General features: G+C 57.4%; 12 protein-coding genes. 6 read left to right on the top strand and 6 right to left on the bottom strand.

Annotation, left to right across the window (positions count from 1 at the left end):
• Positions 1–71: 71 nt before the first annotated feature.
• A complete protein-coding gene (gene pcaR / locus AC07O1_RS28995) occupies positions 72–914 on the bottom strand; it encodes a pca regulon transcriptional regulator PcaR (protein ID WP_494992653.1) in 843 nt (280 codons plus the stop codon).
• A gap of 717 nt (positions 915–1,631) precedes the next feature.
• Between pcaR and AC07O1_RS28990 the strand changes: the two genes are divergently transcribed.
• Positions 1,632–1,832 (top strand): hypothetical protein, encoded by a 201-nt coding sequence (locus AC07O1_RS28990; protein ID WP_494992652.1) that lies wholly within the window; start codon positions 1,632–1,634, stop codon positions 1,830–1,832.
• A 377-nt stretch (positions 1,833–2,209) separates the two neighbouring features.
• The gene (locus tag AC07O1_RS28985) at positions 2,210–3,685 is read left to right on the top strand and encodes an inorganic phosphate transporter (protein WP_494992651.1); all 1,476 of its coding nucleotides are present in this window, start codon (positions 2,210–2,212) and stop codon (positions 3,683–3,685) included.
• Between the two features lie 168 nt (positions 3,686–3,853).
• On the opposite strand, the gene ccoM is transcribed toward AC07O1_RS28985, so the two are convergent.
• From ccoM to AC07O1_RS28970, 3 genes are all read right to left on the bottom strand, one after another.
• A complete protein-coding gene (ccoM, locus tag AC07O1_RS28980) occupies positions 3,854–3,970 on the bottom strand; it encodes a cytochrome c oxidase subunit CcoM (RefSeq protein ID WP_494992650.1) in 117 nt (38 codons plus the stop codon).
• A gap of 143 nt (positions 3,971–4,113) precedes the next feature.
• On the bottom strand, positions 4,114–4,275 hold the full coding sequence (locus AC07O1_RS28975) for a hypothetical protein (RefSeq protein WP_392886021.1): 162 nt from the start codon (positions 4,273–4,275) through the stop codon (positions 4,114–4,116).
• A gap of 233 nt (positions 4,276–4,508) precedes the next feature.
• The gene (locus AC07O1_RS28970; RefSeq protein ID WP_495091025.1) at positions 4,509–4,850 is read right to left on the bottom strand and encodes an aspartate-semialdehyde dehydrogenase; all 342 of its coding nucleotides are present in this window, start codon (positions 4,848–4,850) and stop codon (positions 4,509–4,511) included.
• 220 nt (positions 4,851–5,070) lie between these two features.
• Here AC07O1_RS28970 and rapA point away from each other — a divergent pair, with 220 nt between their 5' ends.
• Both rapA and AC07O1_RS28960 read left to right on the top strand, forming a co-directional pair.
• Positions 5,071–7,917: an RNA polymerase-associated protein RapA gene (gene rapA, locus AC07O1_RS28965; protein ID WP_495091024.1), complete on the top strand. Its 2,847-nt coding sequence runs from the start codon at positions 5,071–5,073 to the stop codon at positions 7,915–7,917.
• A 503-nt stretch (positions 7,918–8,420) separates the two neighbouring features.
• A complete protein-coding gene (locus tag AC07O1_RS28960) occupies positions 8,421–10,709 on the top strand; it encodes a bifunctional diguanylate cyclase/phosphodiesterase (RefSeq protein ID WP_495091023.1) in 2,289 nt (762 codons plus the stop codon).
• Here the strand turns inward: AC07O1_RS28960 and AC07O1_RS28955 are convergent.
• Positions 10,600–11,496, bottom strand: coding sequence for an NAD(P)-dependent oxidoreductase (locus AC07O1_RS28955; protein ID WP_495010343.1), 897 nt, complete (start codon positions 11,494–11,496; stop codon positions 10,600–10,602). The genes AC07O1_RS28960 and AC07O1_RS28955 overlap by 110 nt on opposite strands.
• Before the next feature lie 197 nt (positions 11,497–11,693).
• Between AC07O1_RS28955 and AC07O1_RS28950 the strand changes: the two genes are divergently transcribed.
• Positions 11,694–13,874, top strand: coding sequence for a hypothetical protein (locus AC07O1_RS28950; RefSeq protein WP_495091022.1), 2,181 nt, complete (start codon positions 11,694–11,696; stop codon positions 13,872–13,874).
• 588 nt (positions 13,875–14,462) lie between these two features.
• On the opposite strand, the gene AC07O1_RS28945 is transcribed toward AC07O1_RS28950, so the two are convergent.
• Positions 14,463–14,768 (bottom strand): DUF2288 domain-containing protein, encoded by a 306-nt coding sequence (locus tag AC07O1_RS28945; protein ID WP_494992644.1) that lies wholly within the window; start codon positions 14,766–14,768, stop codon positions 14,463–14,465.
• 339 nt (positions 14,769–15,107) lie between these two features.
• Between AC07O1_RS28945 and AC07O1_RS28940 the strand changes: the two genes are divergently transcribed.
• Positions 15,108–16,235: a branched-chain amino acid ABC transporter substrate-binding protein gene (locus AC07O1_RS28940; protein ID WP_495091021.1), complete on the top strand. Its 1,128-nt coding sequence runs from the start codon at positions 15,108–15,110 to the stop codon at positions 16,233–16,235.
• Positions 16,236–16,295 lie beyond the last annotated feature (60 nt).

Raw genomic sequence — 16,295 nt, 5'->3', positions numbered from 1 at the left:
GCGAGGAACAGCAACGCAGGATATGGGCTGCTGGCGCCGAAGTTGACTAACAGAACTAGCCACACAGGCCACTAGGCAAACAACTGCGCGCTCAGATCGCGACTGGCGCTCAGCAGGCCAGGCAGAAAACGCTGTTCAAGCTCATTGCGGCTCACGCGTCCGGCGTGGGTGCTGACGTTCAACGCGGCAAGTACTTGCCCGGAAGCGTCGTACACCGGTACGGCGATGGAACGCAGGCCCTGCTCGAGCTCCTGATCGACAATGCACCAGCCTTGCTGACGGACCTGTTGCAGGCATTCGAACAGCGCTTCGGGGGTGTGCAGGGTGCGACTGGTCTTGGCTTGCAACTCGGCATGATCGAGATAGTCGTGAAGCGAAGCGTCGTCCAGCGCTGCCAGCAGGATCCGTCCCATGGAGGTACAGTAGGCCGGCAGACGTCCGCCCACCGACAGATCAACGGAGATGAGTCGTTGAGTCGTCGCCGAGCGGGCGATATACAAAATATCATCGCCCTCCAGCGTGGCCATGTTGCAGGCCTCATGAAGCTGCTCGCTCATGCGGTCCAGATAAGGCTGGGCCGAAACCGCCAGCGGTGTCGAGGACAGGTAGGCGTGACCCAGGGTCAGCACCTTGGGCAACAGCGAATAGGTGCGCCCATCGGTGGTCGCATAGCCGAGCTTGATCAAGGTATGCAGACAACGGCGCACCGCCGCCCGGGGAATTTCCGTGCGATGGCTGATCTGGGCAATGGTCAGATGGCGTTTGCGCTCCTGGAAGGCCTGCACCACAGCCAGACCACGCGCCAGTGAGGTCATGAAATCCGGGTCGCCGGTAAATGCCTGGATCCGCTTGGCCGGTGAGGCAACGATTGGCGGGGCCACTGAAGCGAAAGAATTGCGCAATTGATCGTTCATTTCAGGTCCTTTTCACCTGGATCGGCTTCTATTACAGGCTGCTGCGCAGTGCATATACAAGCTACGGGCAGTCAACGTTGGGCGATTATCGAACCATCAATCGATAATCGCAATTGCACCCTATCGCCGAAGCGACGGATTTCTTCTCAGGCACAGTCATACCGGGAACCGCTGATTTACAGGAGCTCACACTTTCTGGATGAGCCGGCATCCCCCCTGGAAGCCAGCTTCTAGCCCCCCTTACAACTTGTACGTTTTGTTGTCGTCAGAAAACAGAAAGCAACACTGCGCCAGCAAAGAGTCCACTTGCCGATAAAACTTCCCAGTAACAAAACCATCATACAAAGTTGACGGTTTTTAACTTCTTGGCGATAGTGTTATTCAGATCGACCGTTATAATGCATCCTGTGTGGCGCGCGGTTTCTCTACGCCATCGGATTCAATCATCAGGCTACGCACGGACCCATGGCGTATCCTGTAGCAACCGCCTGGCGGCTCATTCAAATATCAGCCGCGGCGCTTGCAAAAAAAAAAAAGAAAACTGTTTCACGGCAGCTGTTCTTCTCTGGTGCCGTGGCCGCATGCAACAAGGACGCTGTTTAGCGGATCGCTGCCAAAGCCGAGACCTTTATTGGCCGGATCTGTGACACGATTTGATAAACATCAACGTTGTATTGCGTATCACCAGAATTTATCTCAACTCGATTAGGTAACAATGTGACGAAAGACGAACTGCGCGCGGAACTTGAGCGCCAGGAACAACGTTACAAGGATGTTTACGGCGGGGAGGTCACCACCTACGCCGCCCAGCCTGAACCAGAACGCAAACCATGGCGTAAACGCGCCAGCATTCTCGACCAGGCGTTCACTCAAGAACTGCAGAAAATGGAAAAGGAACTCAAAGCCGAAGAGCGATGACCGCTCAGGCTTGAATCCTTCAGGGCTGGTCACGTCCCTGCCAGATAAAAGCTGGCCGGATCGTCGCCCCTATACTGCTCGCTACAAGCAAGCGGTTGCCACCTCAGCCCAACCGGATGAGGCAAATGGCTCATGGCTAGCCCTCCAGCTGAAATTTCATATAACTATTTCGGCTTCTCACTGACTCAAGAAAACCTCCAGCCATTCGATCATCGCCAACAAAATCAATGGCTTGCCTTGCCCTGAAAAAACCACGGTTTTAGGGTCCTCCTACACACTAATTCGTTGAAGAATGTTACCGATGAGCAGCTAGTGCATTGATTACCAGTGTTTTCTGGCATAATCGCGCCCCCTTACGACCGGGTCAGAAAACCTTCATGATCGATTTATTCAGCGGACTGGATGCTTGGGTGCTTGTGAGCCTCTTGCTCGCCCTGGCCTTTGTCCTCGCCTTCGAGTTCATCAACGGCTTTCATGACACCGCTAACGCGGTGGCCACTGTCATCTACACCAAAGCCATGCCGCCCCATCTGGCAGTATTCTTTTCCGGTGTGTTCAACTTCTTCGGGGTATTGCTGGGCGGGGTCGGCGTGGCCTATGCAATCGTCCACTTACTGCCGGTGGAGCTGTTGATCAATGTGAACACCGGCCACGGGCTGGCGATGGTGTTCTCGTTGCTCGCCGCCGCCATTACCTGGAACCTGGGCACCTGGTACTTCGGTATCCCGGCCTCCAGCTCGCATACCCTGATCGGTTCGATCCTCGGTGTGGGCGTGGCAAACGCACTGCTCAACGATATCCCGCTGGCGGATGGCGTGAACTGGCAGAAAGCGATTGATATCGGCTCATCGCTGGTGTTTTCGCCCGTAGCCGGCTTCATCGTGGCCGGCCTGGTGCTGGTAGGTCTGAAATGGTGGCGTCCGCTGTCAAAGATGCACAAGACCCCGGACCAACGCCGCCAGATCGATGACAAGAAGCATCCGCCGTTCTGGAACCGTCTGGTACTGGTCGTTTCCGCGATGGCTGTAAGTTTTGTGCACGGCTCCAACGATGGTCAAAAAGGCATAGGCCTGATCATGCTGGTGCTGATCGGCATCGTTCCGAGCCAGTTCGTTCTCGATCTGGGCAGCACCACTTACCAGATCGAACGCACCCGTGACGCGACTTTGCACCTGAGCCAGTTCTATCAGCGCAACAGCGATTCTCTGGGGGAATTCCTGGCGCTGGGCAAAAGCGTTAAAGACGACTTGCCGGGGGAATTCCGCTGCAACCCGCAACAGACCGAGCCGACCATTTCCGCCCTCCTGAGCACTCTCAAAGGTGTCGCTGACTATCACTCGCTGCCGGCCGAAAGCCGCATCGAAGTACGCCGCTACCTGCTTTGCCTGGACGACACGGCGAAGAAAGTCGGCAAGTTGCCGAGCCTCGATGCCCGTGAAAAAGCCGACCTGGACAAACTGCGTAAAGACCTGACCGCCACCACCGAGTACGCACCTTTCTGGGTGATTCTCGCGGTTGCACTGGCCTTGGGCCTGGGCACCATGATCGGCTGGAAACGTGTGGTGCTGACCATTGGTGAGAAGATCGGCAAGCAAGGCATGACCTATGCCCAGGGCATGTCGGCGCAAATCACCACTGCCTGCGCCATCGGCATGGCCAACATCTTCGCTTTGCCAGTGTCGACTACCCATGTGCTGTCCTCAGGGGTTGCCGGGACCATGGTCGCCAACAAGAGCGGTCTGCAAAGCGGAATGGTGAAGACCATCCTGCTGGCCTGGGTCCTGACCCTGCCTGCGACGGTGGCCCTGTCGGCCGGTTTGTTCTGGCTGGCCTCGAAAGTCCTCGGCAGCTGAATTTCAACCTGCTGCAAAAAAGGTGCGATCCGTTTGGGTCGCACCTTTTTTTATGCCGATGGGAATGTGTTCAGCCCTGAAAAGATCTTGACGCTCTTTCTCGCGCACAAAAAAAAAGGGCGACCGAAGTCGCCCAAAATGCCTTGCGTGCTCGTGTACCGGAAAGACTTAAGGCTTTTTGCGCTTATGTGCGTCTTTCCAGATGAAAAATCCAAAACCGGCAAAAAACAGAACCATGAGGCCGACTGTCGACACTCCGGCGATCACTACATTGTCGAAAAACATGACTGGCCTCCTGCACTTGCCCTGTTGCGATGGGGCTAAGTTAACCAATCGGGCGCAGGAGAAAATTGACCGGGATCAATAGCGCCCGAAACAGGGCGTAAAGGAGGGAAATAAATGACCTGCATCAATGGATGCAGGGTGTTTCAACGCTTCTTCGGTTTGTTTTTTGGCTTTTTCTTGGGTTTTCCCAACGGCATGGCCTGCTCGAATGCCTGGCGCACTTCGTTCAGACGCTTTTCATTGAGGTCATGCACGCGTTTGGCACGTTCGGAGTTCAGGTCTATCAGCTTGTCGTCTTGGCTCATGGCGTTGATTGCATCGTCTGGCTGTCGGTCGAATTCAGGCGCAGCAGTGACGCAGTAACCGCACTGCACGCCGGGGTCTGCCAATAATGCGGTGTGATGCGGGCGCTGACCAGTCGAGAGATTGACATGAGCTCAACAATAGACGTGTCGACAAAATTTTTTCGACCCGCGCCTGCGATATCAGGCAGGCGAACGGGATGACCAATGGCAGATTGCTCTGCAAGCGCAACAGGTCAAACCTCGACATCCACCCACAAACCCTGACGCGGTTGTTCGTCCATCAACGGCACTACAGGGACGGTGTTGTCCGCATTCAGTTCATTGCCAGGCACCGCCAGGTGCTCGTCAGAATCTTCTTCGGCTTCACGGCGGCGCTTGTTTCGCTCTTGCTCGCGCCGCTGTTCTTCGCGCAGCAACATAGCTGAATGCTCGGCATCGCGCTTTGGCAGGTCGATGGTGCTTTCACTGGAGCTCGGTTCCACCGGCACGACAGGCGCAATATCCGGTCTGGGCCGGACAGGATCCTGTTGAGAGGTGATCGGCACGGCACTCAAGGGGAGCATCGGTGGCAGCATAATTAATAGTCTCCTGTCAGCAGGCTGTCGGCCGCCGGGGTAACGACTTGAGCCATCGGTCGCAAACTTGTGACCCGGTCGTCGCCACTCATGCCCTGCATCTCGGCGAATGCCTTAATGCGCTACCTTCCACGCTTATTAGTTTTTATGAGAGTCCTTTGGCTCTGAAGGCGTCGATCCGTTAAGATAGTCGGCTTTTTCAAGGCGGGAGTCAGGCAGCATGGCGCAGCAGTATCAACCGGGGCAACGCTGGATTAGTGACAGCGAAGCCGAGCTAGGTTTAGGCACCGTTCTGGCACAGGACGGTCGCTTGCTGACCGTGCTCTATCCGGCCACTGGCGACACTCGTCAGTATGCGCTTCGGAATGCGCCCCTCACTCGCGTGAGGTTCTCGCCGGGTGACATGATCACTCACTTCGAAGGCTGGAAAATGACCGTGCGCGAAGTCGACGACCTCGACGGCCTGCTGGTCTACCACGGGCTCAACGCGCAGAACGAAGTGGTTACCCTGCCGGAAACCCAACTGTCGAACTTCATCCAGTTCCGCCTGGCCAGCGACCGGCTGTTCGCCGGGCAAATCGACCCGCTGGCGTGGTTCTCCCTGCGTTACCACACCCTCGAACACACCAGCCGCCAGCTGCAATCGTCGCTCTGGGGCCTGGGTGGCGTGCGTGCGCAACCGATCGCGCACCAACTGCACATCGCCCGTGAAGTCGCTGACCGTATCGCGCCGCGGGTTCTGCTGGCCGACGAAGTAGGCCTGGGCAAGACCATCGAAGCCGGTCTGGTGATCCATCGTCAACTGCTCTCGGGCCGCGCCAATCGTGTGCTGATCCTGGTTCCGGAAAACCTTCAGCACCAGTGGCTGGTGGAAATGCGACGCCGCTTCAACCTGCAGGTTGCGCTATTCGATGCTGAACGCTTTATCGAAAGCGATGCTGCCAACCCGTTCGAAGACACTCAACTGGCGCTGGTGGCGCTGGAGTGGCTGGTTGAAGACGAGAAGGCTCAGGACGCGCTGTTCGCTGCCGGCTGGGACCTGATGGTAGTCGACGAAGCCCACCATCTGGTCTGGCACGAAGACCAGGTCAGCCCGGAATACGCACTGGTCGAGCAACTGGCTGAAGTCATTCCCGGCATTTTGCTGCTCACCGCAACCCCGGAGCAGCTGGGTCAGGACAGCCACTTCGCTCGTCTGCGCCTGCTCGATCCGAACCGTTTCCATGACCTGAACGCGTTCCGCGCCGAAAGCGATAACTATCGCCCGGTGGCCGAAGCCGTTCAGGAGCTGCTGGATCATGGCCGCTTGTCCCCGGCCGCGCACAAAACCATTCAAGGATTCCTCGGCGACGAAGGTGAAGCCCTGCTCGCCGCCGTCAACGATGGAGACGCTGAAGCCAGCGCCCGTCTGGTCCGTGAGCTGCTGGACCGCCACGGCACCGGCCGCGTACTGTTTCGCAACACCCGCGCCGCCGTACAGGGCTTCCCGGAGCGCAAGCTGCATCCGTACCCGCTGCCGTGCCCGGACGAATACCTCGAGCTGCCGCTGGGCGATCACGCCGAGCTGTACCCGGAAGTCAGTTTCCAGGCCCAGCCGGACGCCAACGAAGAAGAGCGCTGGTGGCGCTTCGACCCGCGGGTCGAATGGCTGATCGACACATTGAAGATGCTCAAGCGCACCAAAGTACTGGTGATTTGCGCCCACGCCGAAACCGCAATGGACCTGGAAGATGCCCTGCGCGTGCGCTCCGGCATCCCGGCCACGGTCTTCCATGAAGGCATGAATATCCTGGAGCGTGACCGCGCTGCGGCCTACTTCGCCGATGAAGAGTTCGGCGCTCAGGTACTGATCTGTTCGGAAATCGGCAGTGAAGGCCGCAACTTCCAGTTCTCCCATCATCTGGTGTTGTTCGATCTGCCGTCGCACCCGGACCTGCTGGAACAGCGGATCGGCCGTCTGGACCGGATCGGCCAGAAACACGTCATCGAGCTGCACGTGCCATACCTGGAAACCAGCCCGCAAGAGCGCTTGTTCCAGTGGTACCACGAAGCGCTGAATGCCTTCCTCAATACCTGCCCGACCGGCAACGCCCTGCAGCATCAGTTCGGCCCGCGCCTGCTGCCGCTGCTCGAAAGCGCCGATGACGGCGAATGGCAAGCCCTGATCGACGAAGCGCGCGCAGCCCGCGAGCATCTGGAAAGCGAGCTGCACACCGGTCGCGACCGTTTGCTGGAGCTCAACTCCGGTGGCGCCGGCGAAGGTGATGCGCTGGTCGAGGCGATCTTCGAACAGGACGATCAGTTCGCCCTGCCGATCTACATGGAAACCCTGTTCGACGCCTTTGGCATCGACAGCGAAGACCATTCGGAAAACGCCCTGATCCTCAAACCAAGCGAAAAAATGCTCGATGCCAGCTTCCCGCTGGGCGACGATGAAGGCGTGACCATCACCTACGACCGCAACCAGGCGCTGTCTCGCGAAGACATGCAGTTCATTACCTGGGAACACCCGATGGTGCAAGGCGGCATGGACCTGGTGCTGTCCGGTTCGATGGGCAACACCGCTGTCGCGCTGATCAAGAACAAGGCGCTCAAACCAGGCACCGTATTGCTGGAACTGCTCTACGTCAGCGAAGTGGTTGCCCCACGCTCGCTGCAACTGGGTCGTTACCTGCCGCCGGCCGCCCTGCGCTGCCTGCTCGATACCAATGGCAATGACTTGTCGACACGGGTTTCCTTCGAGACCTTGAACGACCAGTTGGAAAGCGTGCCACGAGCCAGCGCCAACAAGTTTGTCCAGGCCCAGCGCGATCAGCTGACGCCAAGGATCAACGCTGGCGAAGAGAAGATCACGCCTCGCCACGCCGAACGGGTTGCTGAAGCGCAACGTCGTCTGGCTGCCGATACCGACGAAGAACTGGCGCGTCTGACCGCGTTGCAAGCGGTCAACCCGACTGTGCGCGACAGCGAGCTGGTCGCCCTGCGCCGGCAACGCGAGCAAGGCCTGGCCATGCTCGACAAAGCGGCATTGCGTCTGGAAGCGATTCGGGTGCTGGTGGCGGGCTGATTAGCCCTCTTCATCCCCCGAAAAAACAGGCTCGCGTAATGCGGGCCTTTTTATTACTCAGTAAAAAACCGTCCGTAGATCGTTCCCACGCTCTGCGTGGGAATGCATCCCGTGACGCTCTGCGTCACCCCCAAAGCGGACGCAGAGCGTCCATGGCGGCATTCCCACGCAGGAGCGTGGGAACGATCTATCTAAGAAAGTCAGTGCATGGGTCCGTCTCTTTTATTGTTATTGAGGCTTCACTGCCAGCGGCATCCGAGCCCGGAATCAGCAATCTATCAGCCCTGCCTGGGCTGTCTGTAATGATTCGCAAGGCTGATACCCGCCTATGGAGGCCGCAGCAGGCCTCGCACCGGCTTATTCCGAAACGCTCTTGAGCCTATTACAAAATCATTGACATTAATGTGCCACTACCGCTTGCGGTCTGTGCACGCCCTCTATACTCCAGGCATTCGCCAGTGGCTATGGCACTCACGCGGGATGACACAGTGACGGGGCATGCTATGGATTGGCTTGGTTTGCATTTTATTGCCGAGCTTCCAGAGAGTGGACAGGTAGTACTTAATTGCACTCATAACCCCTTTCTGGTGCTGTTCGCTTACCTGGTCGCATGTGCGGCCAGCTTCGCCGTTGTGGACGTGGCCGAACGGGTTGGCCACGTGGAAAAACCCGCCTCCCAACGACTCTGGCGCGGGGTCGGAACATGCTGTCTGGCCGGTGGTATCTGGGCCACACACTTCATCAGCATGCTGGCGTTCCAGGCACCGATTGAAATCCATTACGATCTGCCGATTACCCTTTTCTCGCTACTGATCGCCTTGATTGCATCGTTGCTGGCGATGAATACCCTCAGTCACGCGCACCTGCGTATCAGGCAGTACGTGCAAGCGTCGGTGTGGATGGGCCTGGGGATCAGCACCATGCACTACACAGGCATGGCAGCGATGAACTCGAATGCGACTGCCTACTACCAACCCACGCTGTTTGGCTTATCCATCGTGATCGCCATTGGCGCCAGCCTCGCAGCCTTGTTGCTCTCGCGTTATCTGCGCAATGGCAGCGGCATGCTCCACCAATTGCTCAAATGCACCGCCAGCCTGCTCCTGGGAGCCGGAATCGTCTGCATGCACTACACAGGCATGTGGTCACTGTCCCTCGTGCTGCCCGTCGGGGCTCTCCAGCAACTCTCCATCGACAACAACCACATGCAGCTGGGCCTGACTGTTGCCGTCATCACCCTGCTGATCACCGGCAGCAGTATCAGCGCCGCACTGGCCGACAAAAAACTGCAAAACAAGGAGCACGACCTTTGCCGGGTCAACGCGCTGCTCAGCCAACTGGATCAGGCTCGCATGTCGTTGCAGCAAGTGGCCCATTACGACCCCTTGACCAACCTGATCAATCGCCGCGGTTTCAACCAGATCTTCGCCGAGAAAATCATCGAGAAAAGCACCGGCGGCGGCATGCTGGCGGTGATCTTTCTGGATATCGATCACTTCAAGCGCATCAACGACAGCCTCGGTCATGACGCCGGCGACGAGTTGCTGAAAGTCATCGCCAGCCACATCAAAAACGCGACCCGCAGCCATGACGATGTGGTTGCGCGCTTTGGCGGTGACGAATTCTGCATCCTGATCAGCCTTCACAATCGCGATGAAGCACGGCACATGGCACAACGCATCATGCAAAAAATGAAGGAGCCCATCGAGTTGGCCGGGCGGCGCATGGTCATGACCACCAGCATCGGTATCAGCCTGTTTCCCGACGATGGAAAGACCTGCGAGGAGCTACTGAAAAATGCTGACCTGGCGCTGTATCAATCCAAAGGCAACGGTCGCAATGGCTTGCACTTCTTCAGTTCCAACCTGAAAACCAAGGCCACCCTCGAACTGCAACTCGAAGAAGAGCTGCGCAACGCACTGCGCGATGACTCCGGACTGACGCTTTATTACCAACCGATACTTGACCTCAAAAGCGGTCAGGTCACCAAGCTTGAGGCGCTGGTTCGCTGGCAACATCCGGTGTACGGCTTGCTGGCGCCCGATCGGTTCATTGGCATTGCCCAAGCCAACGGACTGATCGCTGTGCTGGACAATTGGGTCCTGCGCAAAGCCTGCAAGGACTTGAGTACGCTTTCCAGGCATGGCTGTGAAGAGCTGAAAATCGCCGTGAACTGCTCGGCCCTGAACCTGGCCCGCGAAGAACTCGTCGATGAAATCGAAAGTGCGTTACGAGCCGCCGGCGTTGCCCCGCAACGGCTGGAACTGGAGGTCACCGAAAACGCCCTGATGGGCAGTATCGCCAACACACAGGTGCTGCTGCGCCAGATTCGCGCCCTCGGCGTCTCGCTGTCGATCGACGATTTCGGCACGGGTTATTCGTCCCTGGCCTATCTCAAGCGCTTACCGCTGAACACCTTGAAAATCGACCGTTCCTTCATCCAGGACATCCCTGAGTCGACCCAGGACATGGAGATCGTCCAGGCCATTATCGTCATGGCCCATACCCTGCATTTGCAGGTGGTCACCGAAGGTGTCGAAACCGAGCAGCAATACGAATTCCTCAACCATTACGGTTGCGATTTCGTTCAAGGCTACCTGGTGAGCCGCCCGATTGCGCTGGATGAGTTGGGCCCGGTGCTAAACGAAATCAACCAGCGTAAACACCACTGTCCGGCCACCCTCAATCTTCTGAACGTTGCTCGCGGTACAGATGGACTAACGTCGCGGGATCTTTTTCCAGATAGCCTTGGCCACCATGCAGGCGCATCAGCTGTGCAGCCAGTCCGCTGATGGGCGTTGCCGAACCCTGCTCGCGGGAAAATTTCACTGCCGTGTCCAGGTCCTTGAGTAATGTGCGCACGTGCCATTTCACCGGTTCGAAACGGCTTTCAGCCATTTGCGGGGCAAGGATCTGCAGCGGTCTGGAATCGGCAAAACCACCGGCCAACGCCTCGGCGATCAACCTTGCATCGACACCCGAGCGCTCCGCCAGGGCCACTACCTCAGCGATCACCAGCGCATTGCACGCGACAATCATCTGATTGCAAGCCTTGGTCACCTGACCCGCGCCAACAGCGCCCATGTGAGTGACCCGCTGCCCCAGGCTCGAGAGGATTGGCCGCACGCGCTCAAGATCCGCCGCATCGCCACCGACCATGATCGCCAGGCTGCCTGACTCGGCCCCCGAGGTACCGCCCGAGACCGGCGCATCCAGCCAGCTCATGCCCGTCGCGCTCAGCAACTGTGCGGCCATTTCCCGGGTGGCGGTCGGCTCCAGACTGGAGAAGTCCACCAGCAATTTCCCGGCCATTGCCCCCTGTGCCACGCCAGCCGTGCCGAACACCACCTCTCGCACCACAGCCGTATCGGCCAGGCACAGCATCACCACATCGGCCTGCTGGCACAGTTCAGCAGGTGTGGAGACTTGCTGCGCTCCGGCCTCGACCAGCGGCGCGCATTTTTGCGGATTGCGATTCCACACTGTCAGCGGATAGCCCGCTGCCAACAATCGTCGGCACATCGGCAAGCCCATCAAACCGATGCCGGCAAACGCCAGGGAAGGTAACTCAGCACTCATAAATTACTCCTGCCCAATTAAAGAACGCCGAATATTGGCCGATTCAACATGATTCAGGAAAGGATTCCCCCTGGCGTACCTAAGGTTAAACCCTATCGCTCGGGTCAAAGTCGCACTGTAAAGTCGCAAGATCCCATTCCGTGATGGCTCGATGACATCTCGTCACCGAACCGACCAGTCCAAGTACGTGGCGCACAATGACTTCTAAAAACAACCCTGCCAACGATATATCCGAATTGACGCTCATATCCCCGGATAAACCCTCAGGGTCGAAGCCATTGACCAGCCCGCGTCCCCTCGCCAGCCAACAGTACCTGTACTACACCGAGACCAATACCGATCGCATCCTCGACAACCTCGATGGCCTGCGCGACATGGTGTTCCCGCGTGCACCGCACCTTGAAGACGACAGCGAACTGCGCCGCGAACAGGAATTTCCTTCGGTCTGCCTGATCGGCCTGGGTCGCTGCGGATCGAACATTGCGCTGGACGTAGCGGAGCTGGTGTACAACGCCCGCAAGTTCTACCTGAACGAATTCAACAACGAAGACAAGCCTTACGCCGACAAGGGCTACAGCCCTGCGCAGTGGATCCGTAACAACCTGCGCCTGGGCCCGAACAAAGCCACCAAACCGGTGTTCCTGGTCGAGCCATTGGTCATGCTGGGCGACCTGGACAAAGACATTGCCGGTCGCATCCGTTTTTCCCGTAAAGGCGAAAAAAGCGGATTCCTGCGCGACTACAGCAAAATGAAAATCATGGACCTTTCGGAAGTCCACGCAGGCGGCGCCGGTAACGCACCGATCCTCGGTCAGTACCTGGCGAAGATCATCCTCAACAAGGACACCCAGCGCTTTTCAAGCCCCGACTGGAAGATGATCCACTCCTACCTGATCGACTCTTGCGGGATCAAGGCCAACCAGTCGCGCCTGTACTTCTCGATCTTCAGCGCAGGCGGCGGTACGGGCTCGGGCATGGCCTCGGAGTTCGGCCTGGCCCAGCAATACTCGTACATGAACAAGACGTTCGACACCAAACCGGTGGACGAACATGACAGCAAGAGCGGCCACTCCTTCGTATTCGAGCCGATCTTCACCAGCGGCATTTGCGTACTGCCGAACATTTCCGATCACCGCAGTGAAATGTCCGAAGCGCTGCACATCAACGCCGGTCGTTTGCTTTGCAAATACCTGTCGGAGGAATGGGACTTCTCCTACAACTTCGACAATGAAGACAGCAGTGAAGCCAGCGTCATGGGCCGGATCCGTCCGTGGAACGCAATGATGCTGATCTCCAACGACATCATGCGTTACGCCGAGGAAAGCGATGATGGCAACATCCAGAACATTGATGTCAATGCCATGGAAAAGCACGCCAACCAGTACATCTCTCAGCAGATTTTCAACATTCTCACCGCCCAGGCCGTGACCACCGACTACGACCAGAACTACTTCCGTCGGGCCGGTATCGACATTGGCGAAACCATTCGCCTGGACGCCAACGATCTGTTCATGAGTCTGGCCGGCCCGGTGGCCATTGCCTACGCGGAATCCGTGGTACCGGAATCCCCGGCGCCGTCGAGCGACAAATTCAAAGTCTTCGAGAAAGAGCCGCAACGTCTGAACATCGACGACCTGTTCTTCCGCTCCATCGACTTGCCGCACTTCAACAAGGTTACCCAGGCCATCGAAGGCATCAGCCTGCTGCCGATCGAATCCAAGCGCTATCGCGCGTCGCTGGAGCAGTACAAGAATTCGGGTTACGACGCTGCGGCGCTGCACGATCTGCACTTCTTCAAGAACTGCTCCTCGGTGGTATCGATCGTATCCTTGCCCAAGGATTACAAGCTGTCGTACATGGATCTGAACCGGTTGAAGACCCACCTCAACAGCCTGTTCCCCAACACCACGCTCAAGCGTTATGCCCTGGTGATCGGTGCCTCGGCCAACTTGTCGCTGACCACGTTGATCGCCAAGAGCCCGTGCCTCTCCGACGACTTCCTGACCTTGATCGTGGCCTTCATCAAGCGGTGCTTTGCGCGTAATCCGTACCGTTTCGATGACACGCTGGACAACTCGATCCTGGACTTCATCATCAATGAAGCGTTCGACGAAGACCTCATCGACGATCTGCTCAACGAATTCGAAAACCCGGCAAAAATCCTCGATACCAACTGGTACGCGATCAAGCCGATGTATGAGAAAAAGTACCGCGAGCTGATCAACGACAAGGACAAGTTCGTCTCGATCAATGACATCCGCCTGTCTCGCGATTGCGTGAAAAAGGCCATCAAGTACCTTCGCGAGATCTATCGCCATCGCATCGGCAAGACCAAGGTTATTTCTCTGAATAACCATACGGGCAAGACGGCCAGCTGAAATCGCGCGATTGATCGTTCCCACGCTCCCGCGCGGGAATGCATACCGTGACGCTCTGCGTCACCGCTGAGACGGACGCGGAGCGTCCAATGAGGCGTTCCCGCGCAGAGCGTGGGAACGATCTCTACAGGCACACTCACTCGCACTTTGGCCAAACCAGTCAACCAGATTGAGGGCTTTGACCATTGCCCCATTCGCCGCCCAGAGCCAGTATTTGCCGGCTTTTTCTACAGTCCGCCCCAATAAAAACAAAGACAAAAGACTGAGGGATTCTGGCGATGCACGGCTATGCGACTGCACTTTTATACATTGATCGGCAAACGGTCGATTCGCCCCCCATGGGCAATCCGACGACGCTCAATGTCTGCGCTAACAGCTGCGACCGGCATGCTTTGCCAGTTGCTCACAACCTGAAACAATTAAGCGACACTGGCTTTGTTCCGCCAACTGTTCCGCCCCTCAGTATTTTTACCGCCAGCCTCGATCAGATGGGGCGTTTCTCTACGGCACCGTGCCATCACTCAGATCGCGGTTACTCACCTACACACTTTTACGCTCCGAATGACGGCACCAATCTGGTGCGATCATTCAGGGCCGCGCCCTTTCCTGGATCAAAATCCAGGGCGAAACGACCACTGCCCACAGCTGTGGATCGCGCTCCAGAAGATCCTGGGCCCGCGACGCAGACACCTTCGCAAGCACATCACTGGTCAACCAGGCAGCCACTTTCTCGGCCTGATTCTCGGCCACCGCCTCTGCAACTGCGATCAAATCCAGAGAGGTATCGACCCACAATAGGGCACCCTTGGCAAAGAACGGCTCAAGCTCCTTCCAGGTAATCGATGCGGTTTCTCCAAGCAGTTTGGCATAGAGGGTGCTAGGTTCTTGAGTCATGGGTCTCACCAGGAAAAAAATCGGCGCAATGATAACGCCGGTGACCAGGCAGAAAAACCCAGTTGCAAATGAGTGACTGATCGAAAAGTTCAGGAATGCCAAGGATTGCCGCTCAATTCAGGCAAAATCCCCGCCGCAATTCTGTCTTTTTCTGTCAATTAAGCGACATACCCGGGTTTTGCCCCCAGCAGCCAGCTTTCCAAGCGAATGACCGGCGCTCTACACTGTACCGGTACAGTTGCCGGGGGCATTTCCGGAGAGATACTCAAACTATCTAATCCGGTTCTGCAGCTATGGCCGCCAGGACTATAAAAACTACAACAGCAAGAGTGGAGCACTATGAATAAGGCTACTAAGCAGATTTCCAGACTGTTTGCCGCTATGGTTCTGGCCGGGGTTGCCAGCCATTCGTTCGCAGCTGAGACCATCAAGATCGGCATCGCCGGCCCTAAAACCGGCCCGGTCACTCAATACGGCGACATGCAGTTCAACGGTGCCAAAATGGCCATCGAGCAGATCAACGCCAAGGGCGGTGTCGACGGCAAGATGCTCGAAGCCAAGGAATACGACGACGCGTGCGACCCTAAACAAGCCGTGGCCGTCGCCAACAAAGTGGTCAACGATGGTGTTAAATTCGTTGTCGGCCACCTGTGCTCCAGCTCCACTCAACCGGCTTCGGACATCTACGAAGACGAAGGCGTGATCATGATCACCCCGGCCGCCACCAACCCGGACATCACCACCCGTGGTTATAAACTGGTGTTCCGCACCATCGGTCTGGACAGTGCCCAGGGCCCTGCCGCCGGCAACTACATCGCCGACCACATCAAGCCGAAAATCGTTGCCGTGCTGCACGATAAACAGCAGTACGGTGAAGGCATCGCCACCGCCGTGAAGAAAACCCTTGAAGGCAAAGGCGTCAAGGTTGCCGTGTTCGAAGGCCTCAACGCCGGTGACAAGGACTTCTCCTCGATCATCCAGAAGCTCAAGCAAGCCAACGTCGACTTCGTCTACTACGGCGGCTACCACCCGGAACTGGGCCTGATCCTGCGTCAGTCCAAGGAAAAAGGCCTGAACGCCAAGTTCATGGGGCCGGAAGGCGTCGGCAACGACTCCATCTCGCAGATCGCCCAGGACGCTTCCGAAGGCCTGCTGGTGACCTTGCCGAAGTCTTTCGACCAGGACCCGGCCAACAAGGCGCTGGTTGACGCGTTCGCCGCCAAGAAGCTGGACCCGACCGGTCCGTTCGTGTTCCCGGCCTACTCGGCAGTCGAAGTGATCGCTGAAGGCATCAAGGCAGCGAAGAGCGAAGACACTGCCAAAGTGGCCGCCGCTATCCGCGCCGGCACCTTCAAGACTCCGACCGGCGACCTGTCGTTCGACGACAAGGGCGACCTGAAGAACTTCAAGTTCGTGGTCTACCAGTGGCACTTCGGCAAACCTAAAACTGAAGTTTCGCCTCAGTAACCTGGCTCCCTGAGTAGTAGAGCCCACTGCGCAAGCAGTGGGCTTTGTTTTACGAGGTTA

It is taken from the genome of Pseudomonas sp. GW821-FHT07G10 (assembly GCF_059418545.1).
Note: the sequence above shows the minus strand (reverse complement) of the source record. Positions and strands in the feature narration are given on the sequence as shown.

What these genes read in the sequence shown, in the direction of transcription:
- pcaR (WP_494992653.1), bottom strand. Translation starts at nt 914, where the DNA reads ATGAACGATCAATTGCGCAATTCTTTCGCTTCAGTGGCCCCGCCAATC.
- AC07O1_RS28985 (WP_494992651.1), top strand. Translation starts at nt 2,210, where the DNA reads ATGATCGATTTATTCAGCGGACTGGATGCTTGGGTGCTTGTGAGCCTC.
- ccoM (WP_494992650.1), bottom strand. Translation starts at nt 3,970, where the DNA reads ATGTTTTTCGACAATGTAGTGATCGCCGGAGTGTCGACAGTCGGCCTC.
- AC07O1_RS28975 (WP_392886021.1), bottom strand. Translation starts at nt 4,275, where the DNA reads ATGAGCCAAGACGACAAGCTGATAGACCTGAACTCCGAACGTGCCAAA.
- AC07O1_RS28970 (WP_495091025.1), bottom strand. Translation starts at nt 4,850, where the DNA reads ATGCTGCCACCGATGCTCCCCTTGAGTGCCGTGCCGATCACCTCTCAA.
- rapA (WP_495091024.1), top strand. Translation starts at nt 5,071, where the DNA reads ATGGCGCAGCAGTATCAACCGGGGCAACGCTGGATTAGTGACAGCGAA.
- AC07O1_RS28960 (WP_495091023.1), top strand. Translation starts at nt 8,421, where the DNA reads ATGGATTGGCTTGGTTTGCATTTTATTGCCGAGCTTCCAGAGAGTGGA.
- AC07O1_RS28955 (WP_495010343.1), bottom strand. Translation starts at nt 11,496, where the DNA reads ATGAGTGCTGAGTTACCTTCCCTGGCGTTTGCCGGCATCGGTTTGATG.
- AC07O1_RS28950 (WP_495091022.1), top strand. Translation starts at nt 11,694, where the DNA reads ATGACTTCTAAAAACAACCCTGCCAACGATATATCCGAATTGACGCTC.
- AC07O1_RS28945 (WP_494992644.1), bottom strand. Translation starts at nt 14,768, where the DNA reads ATGACTCAAGAACCTAGCACCCTCTATGCCAAACTGCTTGGAGAAACC.
- AC07O1_RS28940 (WP_495091021.1), top strand. Translation starts at nt 15,108, where the DNA reads ATGAATAAGGCTACTAAGCAGATTTCCAGACTGTTTGCCGCTATGGTT.